Origin of the sequence: Rhodopseudomonas sp. (genome assembly GCF_036404135.1) — a bacterium.
Classification (GTDB): domain Bacteria; phylum Pseudomonadota; class Alphaproteobacteria; order Rhizobiales; family Xanthobacteraceae; genus Rhodopseudomonas_A.
Genome location: NZ_DASWPE010000131.1, coordinates 36945 through 53859, shown reverse-complemented (window position 1 = coordinate 53859; position 16915 = coordinate 36945). Strand labels below are relative to the sequence as shown.

Annotated in this window: 15 protein-coding genes and 1 pseudogene; 7 read left to right on the top strand and 9 right to left on the bottom strand. The window is 64.6% G+C overall.

The genetic code is table 11. The features are described 5' to 3' along the window. The 5 genes and pseudogenes from VGC77_RS16540 to VGC77_RS16520 all read right to left on the bottom strand — a co-directional run. A pseudogene (locus VGC77_RS16540) lies at nt 1-715 on the bottom strand (NADH-quinone oxidoreductase subunit D); the annotation flags it as partial. Between the two features lie 54 nt (nt 716-769). Next, entirely contained in the window at nt 770-1153 is a 384-nt protein-coding gene (locus VGC77_RS16535) for a four helix bundle protein (protein ID WP_331172655.1), read from the bottom strand. Between the two features lie 36 nt (nt 1154-1189). After that, entirely contained in the window at nt 1190-1792 is a 603-nt protein-coding gene (locus tag VGC77_RS16530) for an NADH-quinone oxidoreductase subunit C (protein WP_331172654.1), read from the bottom strand. Nucleotides 1793-1802: 10 nt separating this feature from the next. After that, complete coding sequence (locus VGC77_RS16525) at nt 1803-2387, bottom strand: NADH-quinone oxidoreductase subunit B (RefSeq protein WP_331172653.1); 585 nt, start codon at nt 2385-2387, stop codon at nt 1803-1805. Further along, entirely contained in the window at nt 2378-2743 is a 366-nt protein-coding gene (locus tag VGC77_RS16520; protein WP_331172660.1) for an NADH-quinone oxidoreductase subunit A, read from the bottom strand. Before VGC77_RS16520 ends, VGC77_RS16525 begins: the two co-directional genes overlap by 10 nt. Nucleotides 2744-2954: 211 nt before the next feature. Here VGC77_RS16520 and VGC77_RS16515 point away from each other — a divergent pair, with 211 nt between their 5' ends. Then, complete coding sequence (locus VGC77_RS16515; protein ID WP_414709688.1) at nt 2955-3653, top strand: class I SAM-dependent methyltransferase; 699 nt, start codon at nt 2955-2957, stop codon at nt 3651-3653. A 90-nt stretch (nt 3654-3743) separates the two neighbouring features. Here VGC77_RS16515 and VGC77_RS16510 read toward each other — a convergent pair whose 3' ends face one another. The 4 genes from VGC77_RS16510 to VGC77_RS16495 all read right to left on the bottom strand — a co-directional run bounded on the left by VGC77_RS16510 (nt 3744) and on the right by VGC77_RS16495 (nt 12081). Continuing rightward, a complete protein-coding gene (locus tag VGC77_RS16510) occupies nt 3744-5576 on the bottom strand; it encodes a radical SAM protein (RefSeq protein ID WP_331172652.1) in 1833 nt (610 codons plus the stop codon). A 389-nt stretch (nt 5577-5965) separates the two neighbouring features. Continuing rightward, the gene (locus VGC77_RS16505) at nt 5966-7657 is read right to left on the bottom strand and encodes a methyl-accepting chemotaxis protein (RefSeq protein WP_331172651.1); all 1692 of its coding nucleotides are present in this window, start codon (nt 7655-7657) and stop codon (nt 5966-5968) included. A gap of 526 nt (nt 7658-8183) precedes the next feature. Beyond that, nucleotides 8184-9875, bottom strand: coding sequence for a methyl-accepting chemotaxis protein (locus VGC77_RS16500; protein ID WP_331172650.1), 1692 nt, complete (start codon nt 9873-9875; stop codon nt 8184-8186). A gap of 454 nt (nt 9876-10329) precedes the next feature. Continuing rightward, on the bottom strand, nt 10330-12081 hold the full coding sequence (locus VGC77_RS16495) for a methyl-accepting chemotaxis protein (RefSeq protein WP_331172649.1): 1752 nt from the start codon (nt 12079-12081) through the stop codon (nt 10330-10332). A 198-nt stretch (nt 12082-12279) separates the two neighbouring features. Between VGC77_RS16495 and VGC77_RS16490 the strand changes: the two genes are divergently transcribed. From VGC77_RS16490 to VGC77_RS16465, 6 genes are all read left to right on the top strand, one after another. Then, nucleotides 12280-13026: a YebC/PmpR family DNA-binding transcriptional regulator gene (locus VGC77_RS16490; protein ID WP_331172648.1), complete on the top strand. Its 747-nt coding sequence runs from the start codon at nt 12280-12282 to the stop codon at nt 13024-13026. 332 nt (nt 13027-13358) lie between these two features. Beyond that, a complete protein-coding gene (ruvC, locus tag VGC77_RS16485) occupies nt 13359-13886 on the top strand; it encodes a crossover junction endodeoxyribonuclease RuvC (RefSeq protein WP_331172647.1) in 528 nt (175 codons plus the stop codon). A 135-nt stretch (nt 13887-14021) separates the two neighbouring features. After that, entirely contained in the window at nt 14022-14639 is a 618-nt protein-coding gene (ruvA, locus tag VGC77_RS16480; protein ID WP_331172646.1) for a Holliday junction branch migration protein RuvA, read from the top strand. Then, nucleotides 14636-15061, top strand: a complete 426-nt coding sequence (locus VGC77_RS16475; RefSeq protein WP_331172645.1) for a cytidine deaminase — start codon at nt 14636-14638, stop codon at nt 15059-15061. Before ruvA ends, VGC77_RS16475 begins: the two co-directional genes overlap by 4 nt. Nucleotides 15062-15304: 243 nt before the next feature. Next, nucleotides 15305-16354 carry a Holliday junction branch migration DNA helicase RuvB gene (gene ruvB, locus VGC77_RS16470; protein WP_331172644.1) on the top strand — a complete coding sequence of 350 codons (1050 nt, stop codon included), beginning with the start codon at nt 15305-15307 and terminating at the stop codon, nt 16352-16354. Nucleotides 16355-16614: 260 nt separating this feature from the next. Beyond that, entirely contained in the window at nt 16615-16905 is a 291-nt protein-coding gene (locus VGC77_RS16465; RefSeq protein WP_331172643.1) for a type II toxin-antitoxin system RelE/ParE family toxin, read from the top strand. Nucleotides 16906-16915: the final 10 nt, after the last annotated feature.

Below are 16915 nucleotides of genomic sequence, written 5' to 3'. Positions count from 1 at the left end.
CGTAGGGTTGCGCGCGGCGCAGATCCCAAGCGACGCCCGACCCGCGCAGCACCGGGCCCGAAAAGCCCCACTGCCAGCACTCCTCAGCCGTCACGATGGCAATATCGACGTTGCGCTGCCTGAAGATGCGATTCTCAATGAACAGCGCCTCCAGATCGTCGCACAGCGCCAGGAACGGGTCGCACCAAGCGCAGATGTCGGCGACGAGCTTCTCGGGAAGGTCCTGATGGACGCCGCCGGGCCGGAAATAATTGGCGTGCATGCGCGCGCCCGACGCACGCTCGTAGAACACCATCAGCTTTTCACGCTGCTCGAAACCCGACAAAGGCGGGGTCAACGCGCCCACGTCCATCGCCTGCGTGGTGACGTTGAGCAGATGCGACAGGATGCGTCCGATCTCGCTGTAGTGCACGCGGATGAGCTGGCCGCGGATCGGCACCGTGATGCCCAGCAGCTTCTCCATCGCCAGGCAATAGGCGTGTTCCTGGTTCATCGGCGCGACATAGTCGAGCCGATCGAAATACGGCACCGCCTGGAGGTAGGTCTTGGCCTCGATCAGCTTTTCCGTGCCGCGATGCAGCAGGCCGATATGCGGATCGACGCGCGCGACGATCTCGCCGTCGAGCTCCAGCACCAGGCGTAAAACGCCATGCGCTGCCGGATGCTGCGGCCCGAAATTGATCTGGAAATTGCGCAGGTTCGGTTGGTCAGTCATGCGCAACTCCAAAAGGCGAGTAGCGAGTAGCGAATAGAGAGTAGCAGATTGTCGTCATGCCGGCTTCGCCTCCGTCCGGTTCTGCAGCGAACGAATGAGCGCGCGCAGCATGCGGCCAAGCTCGTCGCACTGGCCGAGCAGAACATCCATGTTCGTGGCCAATCCGACGCGGACTGCCAGAATCAGATGCGTCTCCAATTCCTTGAGAGAACCCTGAGCAATGCGGAGAAACTGAACGAACGCCCCTGTCTGCTGGCGGCCGTGGCCCTCAGCAATATTGGCGGCGATCGATGAAGCCGCGCGCCGGATTTGAGCCGTCATTCCGTACATTTCGTCCTTCGGAAATTCTCTTGTCAGCCGGTAGCAGGCCTCGGCCAAGTCCATCGCTTCTTGCCAAACCCGCAGATCGCGATAGGACTCGAATTTGGTTCCCGCCACCCTGCTACTCGCTATTCGCCACTCTCTATTCGCTCTTCAAACCTTCGCCTTCTCGTCGCCCGGCAGCACGTAATCCGTGCCTTCCCAAGGCGAAAGGAAATCGAAGTTGCGGAATTCCTGAGCCAGGCGCACCGGCTCATAGACGACACGCTTCTCCTGATCGTCGTAGCGCACCTCGACGAAGCCGGTCAGCGGGAAGTCCTTGCGCAGCGGGTGGCCCTCAAAACCGTAATCCGTCAGCAGGCGGCGCAGATCCGGATGCCCGTCGAACAGGATGCCGTACAGGTCATAAGCCTCCCGCTCGAACCAGTCCGCGCCGGGAAAGATGCTGGTGATCGAGGGCACCGCCGTCACCTCGTCGGTCTCCACCTTCACGCGGATGCGCCGGACATGGCGCGGGCTGAGCAGGTGGTAGACCACGTCGAAGCGCTTCTCGCGGGACGGATAGTCCGCGCCGCAGACATCGGTGATGTTCCAGCACAGGCACTTGTCGTCGTCGCGCAGGAACTGCACGACCTCGACGATGTCGGCCGCCTCGGCATGCACCGTCAATTCGTTGAAAGCCACCGTGACGCCGGTGACGCGGCCGGGCAGAGCGGCGGCGATATGCGCGCCGAGGGTCTGAAGATCATCGCTCATCGCTTCACCCTCAGCGCTCGATCGTGCCGGTGCGGCGGATCTTCTTCTGCAGCAGCAGCACGCCGTAAAGCAAGGCTTCCGCCGTGGGCGGGCAGCCCGGCACATAGATGTCGACCGGCACGACACGGTCGCAGCCGCGCACCACCGCGTAGCTGTAATGATAATAGCCGCCGCCATTGGCGCAGGAGCCCATCGAGATGACGTAGCGCGGCTCCGGCATCTGATCATAGACCTTACGCAGCGCCGGGGCCATCTTGTTGGTCAAGGTGCCGGCGACGATCATCACGTCCGACTGGCGCGGGCTGGCGCGCGGCGCGAAGCCGAAACGCTCGACATCGTAGCGCGGCATCGAGACCTGCATCATCTCGACCGCGCAGCAGGCGAGGCCGAAGGTCATCCACATCAGCGAGCCGGTGCGCGCCCAGGTGATCAGATCGTCCGTCGCGGTGACGAGAAAGCCCTTGTCGGCGAGCTGGTTGTTGATCTCGACGAAGAACGGATCGGTCGAGCCGACCGGCTTGCCGTCAGGCCCGAGCAGGCCGCGCGGCGCGGGCGCGGCGATCGCGGCGCCGCGATCGGTAGCGGTCAATCCCATTCCAGCGCCCCCTTCTTCCATTCGTAGACGAAACCGATCGTCAGCACACCGAGAAACACCATCATCGACCACATGCCAAGCCAGCCCACTTCCTTGAAGGCCACGGCCCAGGGAAACAGGAAGGCGACCTCCAGATCGAAGATGATGAACAAAATAGCCACGAGGTAAAAGCGGACATCGAATTTCATGCGCGCATCGTCGAAAGCGTCGAAGCCGCATTCGTAAGCCGAGAGCTTTTCCGGATCGGGGTTCCGATAAGCGACCAGAAACGGCGCCACCAGCAACGCCAAACCGATCACGATCGCAAGGGCAATGAAAAGAACGAGGGGCAGGTAATCGGCGAGGAGGTTTTGCATCAAAGGCAAGCCCGGTTTCATGTCTGCCGCGGCGCCACGAAAACGCCACCACACTGTTGCTGCTCTAAACTAGCCCTGTGACAGGCGCAAGGCGCAGACGTGTCGCAGCGCAGCATAGCGGAAATGCGGCTGGCGCGCGCGGGTCCGCCGAGCCTTTTTGGCGCGCCGGGGAAGCCAAATCGCCCTTGGGATTTCCGGGGATGACGCTATTGTGACGCTGGTGGAGGGGGAGCCCGGCGTGGCGCCAGCCAAATCCCGTTTCGACGCGGAAGCTTTCATCCGGGCGCGCATGCATGTCGCCCCGCTCTCCGCCGTGCCCGAGATTCGCCTTTACGTGGCGCATCCCGGCAGCCGGCTTTCGCTGCTTGCCAGGCCGGGCGAGGCCGGAGCCGGATCGCCGCCGCCTTATTGGGCCTACCCCTGGGCAGGCGGGCTGGTGCTGGCACGCTATTTCCTCGATCGGCCGGCAACGGTGCGCGGGCGCCGGGTGCTCGATCTCGGTGCCGGTTCGGGGCTGGTCGGCATCGCGGCGGCCAAGGCGGGAGCAAGCGCCGTCATCGCCACCGAAACCGATCGCAACGCGCTCGTCTCGATCGACCTCAACGCCCGGGAGAACGGCGTCGCGATTCAGATTCTCGGCGAGGACATCACCGGCGATCCGCCGCCGCCGGTGGATCTGCTCGCGGTCGGCGACATGTTCTACGATCCCGCGCTGGCCGAGCGCGTCACGGCTTTTCTCGGCCGCTGCCTGGATGCCGGCATCGAAGTGCTGATCGGCGATCCGGGGCGGGCCTATCTGCCGCGTGCCCGCCTGCGCGCGCTCGCCGAATATCGCGTGCCCGATTTCGGCACCGTCCGGCAGGCCGAGAGCAAACCCAGCACCGTCTTCACGCTGGAGCCGAGCCGGTGAGCCGCGCCAGGACCTTCCCGGAACCCGTTTATCCCTCCCCCTTCGACAAGCTCAACATGAGGTCGAAGGGCTTTCAAATATAGAAGCCTCTCAGCCGCCTGCCGCTGCGGCGACCGCCGCCTTGCCGGTCAGCCCCTGGACCTTGCGCTGGTGGGCCGTGGCGGCGCGGGCGGCCTCGGTGTGGGTCAGCAACTCGCGCACCTCCGCCTCCTCGGCGCCGACCGGCGTCAGCGCGGTGTCGGTATAGCTCCTCGCCTCCGGATCGAAGCGAAGCTGCTGGCGGATGCGATGATATTTGAGGATCATCTTCGCCATGGCCCAGTGTTTGCTCACGGTATGGGCGACGAACTTGGGATAGAAGGCCCAAGCCGGCTCGATCGGCAGGCCCTGGCGGCGGTCCTTGCGGAATTTCATGCGCAGCAGACCGCCTTCGAGCGGGTGGATCCTCTCGTAGGTGATACAGCCGTAGAAATACAGCATCAGGGACAGGATCTTGCCGGCGCTGATCCGGCAGGCGACCGCCCGGCGCATGACGCGCTCGATATGATCCGGCGTGTAAAAGGTTTCCCAGGCCAGGCGATAGGCGCCCTCCCACTCGACTTGCGTCATCTTGGCATGGCCAGTGACGACATGCTCCAGGTCGTATTTGTTCATGTCCGGGTCCATCGCGACGCCCTTGGCGGCGAGCTTCTGGTGGTCCTCGGAGCCGGGCAGCGGCGTCAGGCAGAAGAACTCCAACAGGTCGATCGGCAGCTCGCGCTTGATGATCTCGATGTCGCGGATGATGGTCTCGGGCGTGTCGTTCGGGAAGCCGAGGATGAAGCCGGCATAGGTGATGATGCGCTGCTTCTTCCAGGCCAGCAGCATCTGCCGGTATTCCGTGATCTTGTTCTGGCGCTTCTTGGCGGCGATCAGGTTCTCGGGATTGATGTTCTCCAGGCCGATGAACACGCTGGAGACCCCTGCCCGGCCGCATTTCTCGATGAAATTCGGGATGCGGTGGCAGAGCGTGTCGACCTGGATGACGAAGCGCAGCTTCTTCTTCTCGCCCTCGCGGATCGCGATGATCCGGTCGAGGATGATCTCCCAATCCTTGTTCCGCGCAAAATTGTCATCGGTGATGAAGAACTGGCGGATGTTCTGCGCGATGTTCTCGCGGATGATGCGCTCGACGTCATCAGGCGATCGGCGGCGGGATTTCCGTCCCTGCACGTTGATGATGGTGCAGAACGAGCATTGATAGGGGCAGCCGCGGCCGGCGTCGAAGCTGGTCTGGGTGTTGTAGGTGCGCTGCAGGAACCGCTTCGGCAGGATCGGCGACGGCGCACCCTCCAGCGACGGCAACTCGTTGAGATAATTGTACAGCGACTGCAATGTGCCGCCCGCGGCATCGCGCAGCAGCGCGTCGCAGCGGCCTTCGAGTTCGCCGGCATAGAGCGTGATGCCGAGATCGAGCGCTTCTTGCAGGTCCGGCTGAATCCCTGGCAGCATGGCGAGGCAGCCGGAGACGTGGAAGCCGCCGATCGCCACCGGCACGCCGGCTTGGCGCAGCGGCCGGGCGATATCCAGCGCGCGGGGAAACTGGTTGGATTGCACGCCGACCAGGAATACCAGCCCGAAATTGTCGTGGGCGCGGAACCGCTCGATGATCGCGCCCGGCTTGATCCTTGTGTTGATCTCGTCGGCCGCGGTGATGTCGATGGCGATGTCGTCGCCGAGCGCGCCGCGTTGCCGCGAGTCTTCCACCAGGCTGTAGACCACCGCCAGCGAATTCGACGGGACGAACGAGCGGAACCACTGGATCACGTAGCCGTCGTCGTCGTAATGCGATGGCTTGATCAGCGCGACCTGGAAGTGCCTGGGGTTTGGCGGCGCGGCCGCGGACGCGGCGGAGGGCGGCGATGAAATCTGCGATGCAGTCAAACCAATCTCCAATCCGTCTCAAGGGGCTGCAGATGTGTTGAAGGTGTCGCGGGTCGTGGCCTCGTTGATCGTGGTCGTGATGCGTCGGGCGCCGCGCAAAGCCGCGGGGATCGGCCGACAGGGTGGTTCAACCTGTTATTTCAGTGCGACGCGATCGAAATAGATCGGCGTCATCGGCAACCGGCAACGCGAACGCAACCAGCCGGTCCCCGTGGAGCCGGCTGGTTGACAATGTGGCGCAAAGCCGGACGGTTTAGCAAGCCCCCCGCCTGGATGGTCAGGGCTGGAGCTGCTGCGAATTACCCTGATACGCGGTTGCAGGCGAGCCTGGAGCGGCGTTTGGTTCCCGGCGCCGGTGCATGACGCGGCGCCGGGGCGGCTTTTGCTTGCTACGCGGCGCGTAGCGCCTCGAGGAACTGGCCGACTTCGCGCTTCAAGAGGTTGCTGTCGTTCGACAGCGACTTTGCCGCCGACAACACCTGGGCCGAGGCCGAGCCGGTCTCGGTGGCGCCGTGCTGCACGTCGACAATGTTGCTGGACACCTGCTGGGTGCCTTGCGCGGCCTGCTGCACGTTGCGGGAAATTTCCTGGGTGGCGGCGCCCTGTTCTTCCACCGCCGAGGCGATGGTGGAGGAGATTTCCGACATCCGGCCGATGGTGACGCCGATCTCCTGGATCGCGCCCACCGATTCCTGCGTCGCGGCCTGGATGCCGGTGATCTGCTGGCCGATCTCGCCGGTGGCCTTGGCGGTCTGCTCGGCCAAGGCCTTGACCTCGGAGGCCACCACGGCGAAGCCGCGGCCGGCGTCGCCGGCGCGGGCGGCCTCGATGGTGGCATTCAGCGCCAAGAGATTGGTCTGGCCGGCGATGGTGTTGATCAGCTCGACCACGTCGCCGATCCGCGCCGCCGCCTTGGCCAATTCGCCGACCCGCTCATTGGTCTTTTTGGCCTGGTCCACCGCTTCATTGGCGATCCGCGCGGATTCTTGGACCTGCCGGCTGATTTCGTTGACCGACGAACTCATCTCCTCGGTGGCGGAGGCCACCGACTGCACATTGGTCGAGGCCTCCTCCGAGGCCGCCGCGACCATCGTGGTGAGATCCTGCGAACGGACCGCGGTCGCGGTCAGCGTGCCGGCGGAGGCTTCCAGCTCGGTCGAGGACGACGAAAGTGAATCCACCAGTTCGCCGATCTGCGATTCGAAGTTGCGGGTGATCTTATCGACCCGGTGGCCGCGTTCGATCTTGGCGTTGGCCTCGAGCGCGGCCGCTTCGTCGGCCGCCTTCTTGGCGATCAGCGCCTGCTTGAACACCTGCAGCGTATCGGCCATCGAACCGATCTCGTTGCGCTCACCCTGATGCGGCACTTCGGCGGCAAGGTCGCCCTGGCCCAGCGCCTGCATCGGCTTCACGATCGAGGCGATACCGCGGGAGACGTCGCGCACCAGATAGATCGCGATGCCGGCGCCGACCACGATCGACACGCCGAGAATGGTCGCCAGCAGCATAAAGGCGAAGTTGAAGGTTGCGGTGGCCGCCCGACCGGCCGCGTCGGCACTTGCGTTGCTCAGCTCGATATTCTTGTTGAGCAGATCATCGGCATCGCGTCCGATCGGCATCACCTTGTTTTCGTTCAAGTCCTGCGCCTCGCGCGAGGTCTTGCCGAGGCTGTTGCGCGACAGTTCGAGCACCTGTTGGACGCTGGCCTTATAGAGGTCCCACTGCTTTGCCCACGAATTATAGAGCGCCCGTTGCTCGGCAGATTTCATCAGGCTCTCATAGATCTGCCGGTTCTTGACGTTGCCAAGGATCGTCGTCTCGAGCCGCTTTTCCGCGGCGGCTTTGCCTTCGGCGGTGTCCGACAGCAAATGGCCGCGGACGATGTTGCGATAGGTCCCAACTGCGGTGCGGATTTCCTCCAGCGCGCGAACGCTCGGCAGCACTTCGCTCTGGATCTCGACGGCGGCTGCGTTGATCGTTTGCATTTTGACAACCGCTAATAGACCCATTCCCGTCATCGCGACTAACAGAGCCGCCACGACGACGATGATCTTGGCGCGAATAGTAAGGTGCTTAAGCATGGTGCAGTGTCCCTCGGTCATGGACCGTTGGTTGGCGACGCGAAGGGGGGATCGAAAAGGCGCGGCGCAGGAGCGGTTGGTCACGCCGACAGGCGGCCAGCCCGGTGATGGCTTTTGCGAGCACCCTCGTCCCTGCGGAATGAATTTGGAGTAAATTGAAACTCTGGCATCTGCCGAAAATGCACATTCCGGAGTGCTCGCGGGGCAGTCATGCATATTCACGTCAAGCCCGACGCCGACCGGATAGTTTCGCCGACGCTGCAGACTACTCGATCGGTCGATTGAGTCTGACCTTTCGGATAGCCGGCGTCGCCTTTTCGGGATCATGCTCCAAGCAGCGGCGGTCCGGCGGCCGCGAAGACGTAGTGACCGCCGCAAAGTCCGACCGAACAAAGAGTCTCGAAAAAGCGATCGGCGCCATCGGGCGTTCAACGCGTCATGTGAGGAGTTATCATGACAACGCAATCCAGCGTACCGTGTGAGGCAGCTGGATTGCTTAGCTTCTCGGGGCGTGGCCGGTGTCGAGCTACGCCACGCGCAGCGCCTCGAGGAATTGGCCGACCTCGCGTTTCAAGAGGTTGCTGTCGTTCGACAGCGACTTTGCCGCCGACAAGACCTGCGACGAGGCCGAGCCGGTCTCGGTGGCACCATGCTGCACGTCGACGATGTTGGAGGACACCTGCTGGGTGCCGTGCGCGGCCTGCTGCACGTTGCGGGAAATTTCCTGAGTGGCGGCGCCCTGTTCTTCCACCGCGGAGGCGATGGTGGAGGAGATTTCCGACATCCGCCCGATGGTGTCGCTGATCTCCTTGATCGCGGCGACCGAGCCTTGCGTCGCGGCCTGAATGCCGGTGATCTGCTGGCTGATCTCGCCGGTCGCCTTCGCGGTCTGCTCGGCCAGCGCCTTGACTTCGGAGGCGACCACGGCGAAACCGCGGCCGGCGTCGCCGGCGCGCGCCGCCTCGATCGTGGCATTCAGCGCCAACAGATTGGTCTGGCCGGCGATGGTGTTGATCAGCTCGACTACGTCGCCGATCCTTGCCGCGGCTTGCGACAATTCCTCGACCCGATCATTGGTGGTCTTCGCCTGCACCACCGCCTCGTGGGCAATGCGCGCGGATTCCTGCACCTGCCGGCTGATTTCATTGACCGACGAACTCATTTCCTCGGTCGCCGAGGCCACCGACTGCACATTGGTCGAGGCTTCCTCGGAGGCTGACGCGACCATCCTGGTGAGCTCCTGCGAACGGACCGCGGTCGCGGTCAGAGTGCCGGCGGAGGCCTCCAGTTCGGTCGAGGACGACGACAGCGACTGCACCAGTTCTCCGATTTGCGATTCGAAGTTGCGGGTGATCTGGTCGACGCGATGGCCGCGCTGAATCTTGCTGTCGGCCTCCAACGCTGCGGTCTCGTCGGCGGCGCGTTTGGCGATCAGCGCCTGCTTGAACACCTGCAGCGTATCGGCCATCGAGCCGATCTCGTTACGCTCGCCCTGATGCGGCACTTCGGCGGTGAGGTCGCCCTGGCCCAGCGCCTGCATCGGCTTCACGATCGAGGCGATGCCGCGGGAGACGTCGCGCACCAGGTAGATGCCGACGCCGACCCCGATCACGACGGCGAGGCCGAGAATGATCAAGGTCAACTGAAAGGCCGAGTCGTAGGTCGCGATTGCCGCCGTGCCCGCGGCGTCGGCGGCCTTGTTGTTGAGATCGATATCCCGCTGCAGGATGTCGTCGGCCTTGATCGCGATCGGATTGACCATCTTGGTGTTCAACGCGTGGGCCTCCGTCGGAATCCGGCCGATGCTGTCGCGCGACAGCGCCAGCACTTCCTGGGTGCCGCGTTCATACTTGACCGAGGTATCGATCCATTCGTTGAAGATGGCGCGTTCTTCCGGCGACGAAATGGCCGCCTCATAGGCGGTGCGCGCCTTCGCGATGCGCTGGCTCACCGTGGCCAGCGTGGCCTCCGCGGCGCGTTTTTCGTCCGCGGTGTCCGACAGCATGTGTTCGCGGATCACATTGCGATAGGTGACGACGCTGACGCGCAGGTCGCCGAGTAGCCGCACGCTGGGCAGCGAATCGGTTCGGATCACGCTGGCGCTGGCGTTGATCGACTTCATGCTGGTGACGGCGAGCAGGCCGAGGCCGGCCAACGCGATCAGCAAAAAGGAGATCACGATCGAAATCTTGGCGCGGATCGAAAGCTGGGCAAACATATTGAAGTATCCATCGGTCGTGGACCGTTGTTCGTGGCGCCATGACCTGCCGGACGAAGCACGACGACGATGAAATGTAGCAATCAGCAAAGACCCTGACTTACCTATGGGTGAGATAAATTCACACACAGGGATACCTTCGATCGGGTGACGTAGCCGTGAACGAGAACGATGAAAATTGCCTTAATGTCGGCTCCACGGGCAAGCGGGAGAGCGAACTGACATGGCCTGCATCCGCTCGGCGGGACTATCGCGCGGACCGATTGTAGTCGGCCGAGATGAGCGATCTGTGAATCAAAAACGCCGCGATGGCCGAACCGACACGATCGGATGCACGTATCTTTGCGGGGAAAACCCGCTGCGGCCGCGGCCTGCATTGGCCGGCGATTGTTGCCGGGATCCAACCCGTCTCAGTCCGCGGTGACGTCGACCGCGTCCTGCTACGAGGATTCAGTCACAGCCGATACGCGGTGCGGAAGCCGCCCCAATGCCGGCCGCGGACCCGGATCGGCACGTCGATCTCGCGCATCATCACGGTGTTGCCGTTGCCCATGTCGCGGGCGTAGCTCTGGATCAGGTAGCTGCGGGTGTTGCGGCCGGCGGCAAGGCCCGCGGCATCGTTGAAGATCCGCCGGTTGCGGCAGTTCGCGGTGTTGAAGGCGAGGTCGCCGGGGCGCTGCGGCTGCGAGTAGACGGTGTTGTGCACCGGCAGATAGCCGTTGTGGTCGATCATCGCGCAGAACGCCATCCGCGGGTCCTTGGCCAGGAACGCCTCCTGGAACGGCGGCAGCGCGCGATCCGCCCAGTCCAGGATCCGGGTGCGATGCTGCAGCGGATTGGAGCCGGCGATCTCCACGTAGTTGTCGTCGAACATGTCGTCGAGCGAGATCGCGCCGCTCGCCACGCCGTCTTCGAAGATCTTGGTCAGCGCTACGCCGGCTTCCATCGCCCTGGTGACGAATTCGGTGTTCTCGTCGTGCAGCGCCCACAGCTTGTCCTCGATGCGGTCGCGCAGCGCGGCATCCGGCGCGTGGAAGCGCGCCCGCAGCCCGGCCGGGCCGCGCTCGCCGATCCGGATCCTGCAGGGCCCGACGCCGTCCAGCGTCGCCGCGAGAATCTCGGAGGCCGGCAGCGAGGCCAGATTGGGCCCGGAGAGCAGGATGTCCTCCATCGAGATTTCATACACCGGCGCCTTGATCAGCACGCCGGCTTTGTCGATTTCGATGCCGAGATGGCACGGCAGCGGCTTGCGGCCGTGATCGCCGCCGTTGCGGCCGAGCAGCACCGCGGTGCGGGTTTTCAGCTTTTCGGCAAACAGGGTGACGCTGGCGCCGGCCCGCGCCACTTCCTCGCCGTGGCTCTCGGCCTCGCGGGTGGCGCTGACGATCTCGGCGGCGCTGTCGCCGACCGATTCGATGAAGGTCGACGCCGACGCGGCGTTGCTCGACATGTCGCTGGTGGTTCGGTTCTGCTCGGCCACCGCGCCGTTGACGTTCTCGAACACCGGCCGGATCGCCTCGATCGCCTGCGAAATGCGGTGCACCGCGGCGACCGAACTGGCGGCGTCCTTCTGCAGCGCGTCGATCTTCTGCTTGATCTCCTCGGTGGCGGCCTGGGTCTGCACCGCCAGCGCCTTGACCTCGGTCGCCACCACCGCGAAGCCGCGGACGGCGGCGCCGGCGCGCGCCGCCTCGATGGTGGAATTCAGCGCCAGCAGCGTGGTCTGCTTGGCGATCTTGGCGATCAGGTCGACCACATTGCCGATTGCTGCGGAGGAATCCCGTAAGCGATCGACATTGGCGCTGGCCTCGGTGGCGGCGGCGCTGGCCTGGTCGGCCAGCGTCGAGGCCTGCCGCACCTGGGCGCCGATGCCCTCGGCGGAATGGGTGAATTTGTCGGCCGCCTGGGAAAACGTCGTGGCGGTGGATTGCGCGGCGCTGGTGCGCCCGGTCAAGGCGTCGGAGCGCTCGCGGATGGTGTGCAGCGTGGCGGCGGTGGATTGCGCCCCGCCTGCCACCGAGCTTGCGGCGCGCTCCAACTGGCGGATCAGCCCGCCGAGTTCGAGCTCCAAAAGACCCAGGATATCGCTGGCCGAATCGCCGGCTTCGGGCTCCGGTGCCGGCGGTGGGGCGGCTATTGCAGGCTTCGCCGGCGTCTGCGGCACTGCCGGGAGTTGTCGCGGCCGACGAAACACAGCAAACAGCATGGCACTCTCTTGACGGGGGCAATGGCCGCCACCCTGGCATCGCTCCGTGAAATGCCGGTTAATTTTCCCGCCTGGAGCGACGATCAGCCTAAATGCCACCCTGTTTCGGCGCCCGGCGGTTTTGATTTTGCCGGGGCCGCAGCCTATAACGCCGCGCGCCCGACAATGACATTTCGACGAACCCTTTAGAGAGACCGCATGGCCGGACATTCCCAGTTCAAGAACATCATGCACCGCAAGGGCCGACAGGATGCCCAGAAGTCCAAGCTGTTCTCCAAGCTGGCGCGGGAAATCACCGTGGCGGCCAAGCTTGGCACGCCGGACCCGGCGATGAACGCGCGGCTGCGCTCGGCGATCATCGCGGCGCGGCAGGAAAACATGCCGAAGGACAATATTGAGCGCGCGATCAAGAAGGCGATCGGCAGCGACGGCGAGAACTACGACGAGATCCGCTATGAGGGTTACGGCCCGGGCGGCGTCGCGGTGATCGTCGAAGCGCTCACCGACAACCGCAACCGCGCCGCCTCCGACATCCGCTCCTATTTCACCAAATCCGGTGGAAATCTCGGCGAAACCGGCTCGGTCGCCTTCATGTTCGACCGCACCGGCATCATCGAATTCGACGCCAAGGTGGCCTCGGCCGACGACATGCTGGACGCCGCTATCGAGGCTGGCGCCGACGACGTGCTGTCGTCCGATGCCGGCCACGAGGTCTATGCCGCGCAGGATTCCTTCCGCGAAGTCGCCAAGGCGCTGGAAGCCAAATTCGGCGAGGCCCGCAAGGCGGCTTTGACCTGGAAGCCGCAGAACACCGTGCCGGTCGACGACGAGACCGGCGAGAAGCTGTTGAAGCTGATCGACCTTTTGCAAGAGCACGATGACGTGCAGAACGTCTACGCTAATTTCGAGGTCTCCGACGCCTTGATGGCGAAGCTGGGCGGCTAGGCTAGCATCGCGATCCAAGGCTCTCCGCGGCCAAATTCTCATCCCGAGGAGCCCGGCGAAGCTCGAAGAGCGAGGCCGGGCGTCTCGAGGGATGGCGATTTGTCCCGGACGCCGGCCTCGCGCTTCCTTCACCTTTCCCATCGGGAGAGCTCGGATCGCTCTTGCGATCCGGGTGAAGGGTTTTTACCCTCTCGATAGGCGTCCCCCTTTACCCCAACCCTCTCCCCATGGGAGAGGGAACTGCCGCCGTGGACGGGCCACTCACCCCGCTTTGCCGGGGACGCGGCTTTGTTTCTGTTTCGTTCACTTTGCTGTGGCGTTATCACTCCACCATGAGTGTTCCACCGATTCGCCAAGCCATCCGTATTCTCGGCATCGACCCCGGTCTGCGCCGCACCGGCTGGGGCGTGATCGAGAGTTGTGGCAATCGGCTGGTTTTTATCGGCTGCGGCTCGGTGGAGCCCGATGATGCGTTGCCGCTGGCGAGCCGGCTGCTCGCGATCCACCACGGGCTGGCCCGGGTGCTGGCGGAGTTCGTGCCGGCCGAGGCCGCGGTGGAGCAGACCTTCGTCAACAAGGACGCCGGCGCCACGCTGAAGCTCGGCCAGGCCCGCGGCATCGCCATGCTGGCCCCGGCGCTGGTCGGCATCGCGGTCTCGGAATATGCGCCCAACCTGATCAAGAAGACCGTGGTCGGCGCCGGCCACGCCGACAAGGCGCAGATCCAGATGATGCTGAAGATCCTGCTGCCGCAGGCCGAGCCGAAGACCGCCGACGCCGCCGACGCGCTGGCGATCGCCATCACCCACGCGCATCATCGTGGCGGCGCGCTGTTGCGGCTGAAGGCGATGGGCGCATGATTGGCAGCGACGCGGTCCCGTCCCGCAAGCACGGTGCCCTCTCGCGCCCAAGGCATGGTACGCGCCCTTGCGGCGAATACAGCGCGCTCCCTCCCCGCAAGGGGGAGGGGAGTGTCCCCGCGTTGGAGCCCCCGGATGATCGGTAAGCTGAAAGGCCTGATCGACTCTTACGGCGAGGACTACGTGATCCTCGACGTGCAGGGCGTCGGCTATCAGGTGCATTGCTCGGCGCGCACGCTGCAGGCGCTGCCGGCCGCCGGCGAGGCGGCGGTGCTGTCGATCGAGACTTATGTCCGCGAGGACCAGATCAAGCTGTTCGGCTTTCGCAGCGATCTGGAGCGCGAATGGTTCCGTCTGCTGCAGACCGTGCAGGGCGTCGGCGCCAAGGTGGCGCTGGCGGTGCTCTCGACGCTGCCGCCGGCCGATCTCGCCAATGCCATCGCGCTGCGCGACAAGGCCGCGGTGGCGCGTTCCCCGGGGGTGGGGCCGAAGGTCGCCGAGCGCATCGTGACGGAACTGAAGGACAAGGCGCCGGGCTTTGCCAGCGTCGATCCGGCGGTGGTGGCGCTGTCCGGCGCGCTCGACGAGCGCAACGCGCCGCGCCCGGTCACCGACGCGATCTCCGCCCTGGTCAATCTCGGCTATGGTCCGCCGCAGGCAGCAGCCGCGATTGCCGCGGCCGCGCGCAGCGCCGGGGAGGCGGCCTCGACCGCGCAGCTGATCAAGCTCGGACTGAAGGAGTTGTCGAAGTGAGTTTCACCGATCAAGACCGCGCGCTGATCGAGACGGCCGCCGCGGCGATCCGGCAGCGCTATCGCAACGACTGGCAGGAGGTCGGCGCCGCGCTTCTCACCCGCAGCGGCAGGATCTTCGCCGGCGTCAATCTCGACGCCTATCTCGGCCGCATGGCGGTGTGCGCCGAGGCGGTGGCGCTCGGCCAGATGATCACCGAGCTCGGCGAGGCGGGCATCGCCACCATCGTCGCGGTGCGGCATCCGAAGCCGCATGAGGCCGACCGCGACGTCCATGTGGTGTCGCCCTGCGGCGCCTGCCGCGAATTGATTTTCGATTATGACCGCAACGCCCGCGTGCTGGTGCCCGGCTCTTCGGGCGTGGTCGCGGTCAGTATCGGCGAATTGCTGCCCAACAAGTACAGCCGGGAGCGGAATTTGTGATGGCGCCCGCCCCTTTGAAGCTCGTAAAGACCGGCTCCTCGGGATCGCGGCGCCTCTTCTCCCCTCCCCCTTGCGGGGAGGGGTCGGGGGTGGGGGGCTCGGAGTTTGTGCACTCGTACTACCCCCCACCCCAACCCTCCCCCGCAAGGGGGGAGGGAGCACGCCGTGCGCGCGGTGGCCATTCCAGCACGGGTCAAACGCGGCGTAGCGCATCGCCGCCCCTCGACGTGCTATCTTGATCCGATGACCACGCCCTCCCGCATCGTCACCCCGGAGCGCCGCGTCGACGACGTCGGCGACACCGCGCTGCGCCCGCAGCTGCTCGCCGAATTCGTCGGCCAGCAGCAGGCCCGCGCCAATCTGCAGATCTTCATCGACGCCGCCCGCAAGCGCGGCGAGGCGCTGGATCATGTGCTGTTCGTCGGCCCGCCCGGGCTCGGCAAGACCACGCTGGCGCAGATCGTGGCGCGCGAACTCGGCGTCGGCTTTCGCGCGACCTCCGGACCCGTCATCGCCAAGGCCGGCGATCTCGCAGCGCTCCTGACCAATCTCGAAGAACGCGACGTTTTGTTCATCGACGAGATCCATCGGCTCAGCCCTGCGGTCGAGGAAGTGCTGTATCCGGCGATGGAGGATTTTCAGCTCGATTTGATCATCGGCGAAGGCCCCGCCGCGCGCTCGGTGAAGATCGAGCTGTCGAAATTCACTCTGGTCGGCGCCACCACGCGCGCCGGCCTGCTCACCAATCCCTTGCGCGACCGCTTCGGCATTCCGGTGCGCTTGAACTTCTACACCATCGAAGAATTGGAGAGCATCGTCACCCGCGGCGCGCGGGTGCTGTCGATCGGCATCACGCCGGACGGCGCCAATGAGATCGCGCGGCGCGCCCGCGGCACGCCGCGGATCGCCGGGCGGCTCTTACGCCGGGTAAGGGATTTTGCCTCCGCTGCTGATAAGCCGGCGATCGATCGCGGCATCGCCGATCACGCGCTCTCCGCGCTTGAAGTCGACGCCGCAGGCCTCGACGCGATGGACCGCCGCTACCTCACGACGATCGCGATGAACTATGGCGGCGGCCCGGTCGGCGTCGAAACCATGGCGGCGGCGCTGTCGGAGCCACGCGACGCCATCGAGGACATCATCGAGCCGTTCCTGATCCAATGCGGTTACTTGCAGCGCACCCCGCGCGGCCGGCTACTGACCAGCCACGCCTTCAAGCACCTCGGCCTCGCCGAGCCGGCGCGCGACCCGGCGCAGTTCGGGCTGTTCGGGCAAAGCGGCGAGGAGGAATAGGCTTCGTCCTCGGATCGGACGTGTGCTAAACTTGTGTCATGAGTTCATGCAGTCGATAAAGCCATTGAAGCCCTTGAACTGTTTCCCGAAGAGATGCGGGAGGCGGCGGCGGACTATTTTCTGTCGCAGGCCAGGAAATTTCGCGCTCTGAAAGATGCGGTCGACGAAGGCATGGCCGACGTCGAAGCGGGGCGCGTTCGTCCCTGGGATTTGCAGGACTTTCTGACGCGGGCTCGGGCGCAAACCAAACGGTAGTTGCGGTGAAGGTCGTTATTTCTTCACGCGCTGAATCCGATCTTCTCGCCATCCACGCCTATTTTTCTGAACGGAATCCCGCTTCTGCGGATCGAATCATCACCAGGCTCTTTCAACGATTTGACGAATTGTGCGACTTTCCATTTCTCGGTGCGGATCGAAGCGAACTACGCCCCTCACTGCGAGGGATCCTGACGGATGGATATGTCTCCTTTTATATGATCGAGCCTGATCGGATCGTTATTGTCCGTGACTTGGACAGACGAATGAATATTGAGGAGAAGTTTGCGGAGTGAGTGCGTCGAC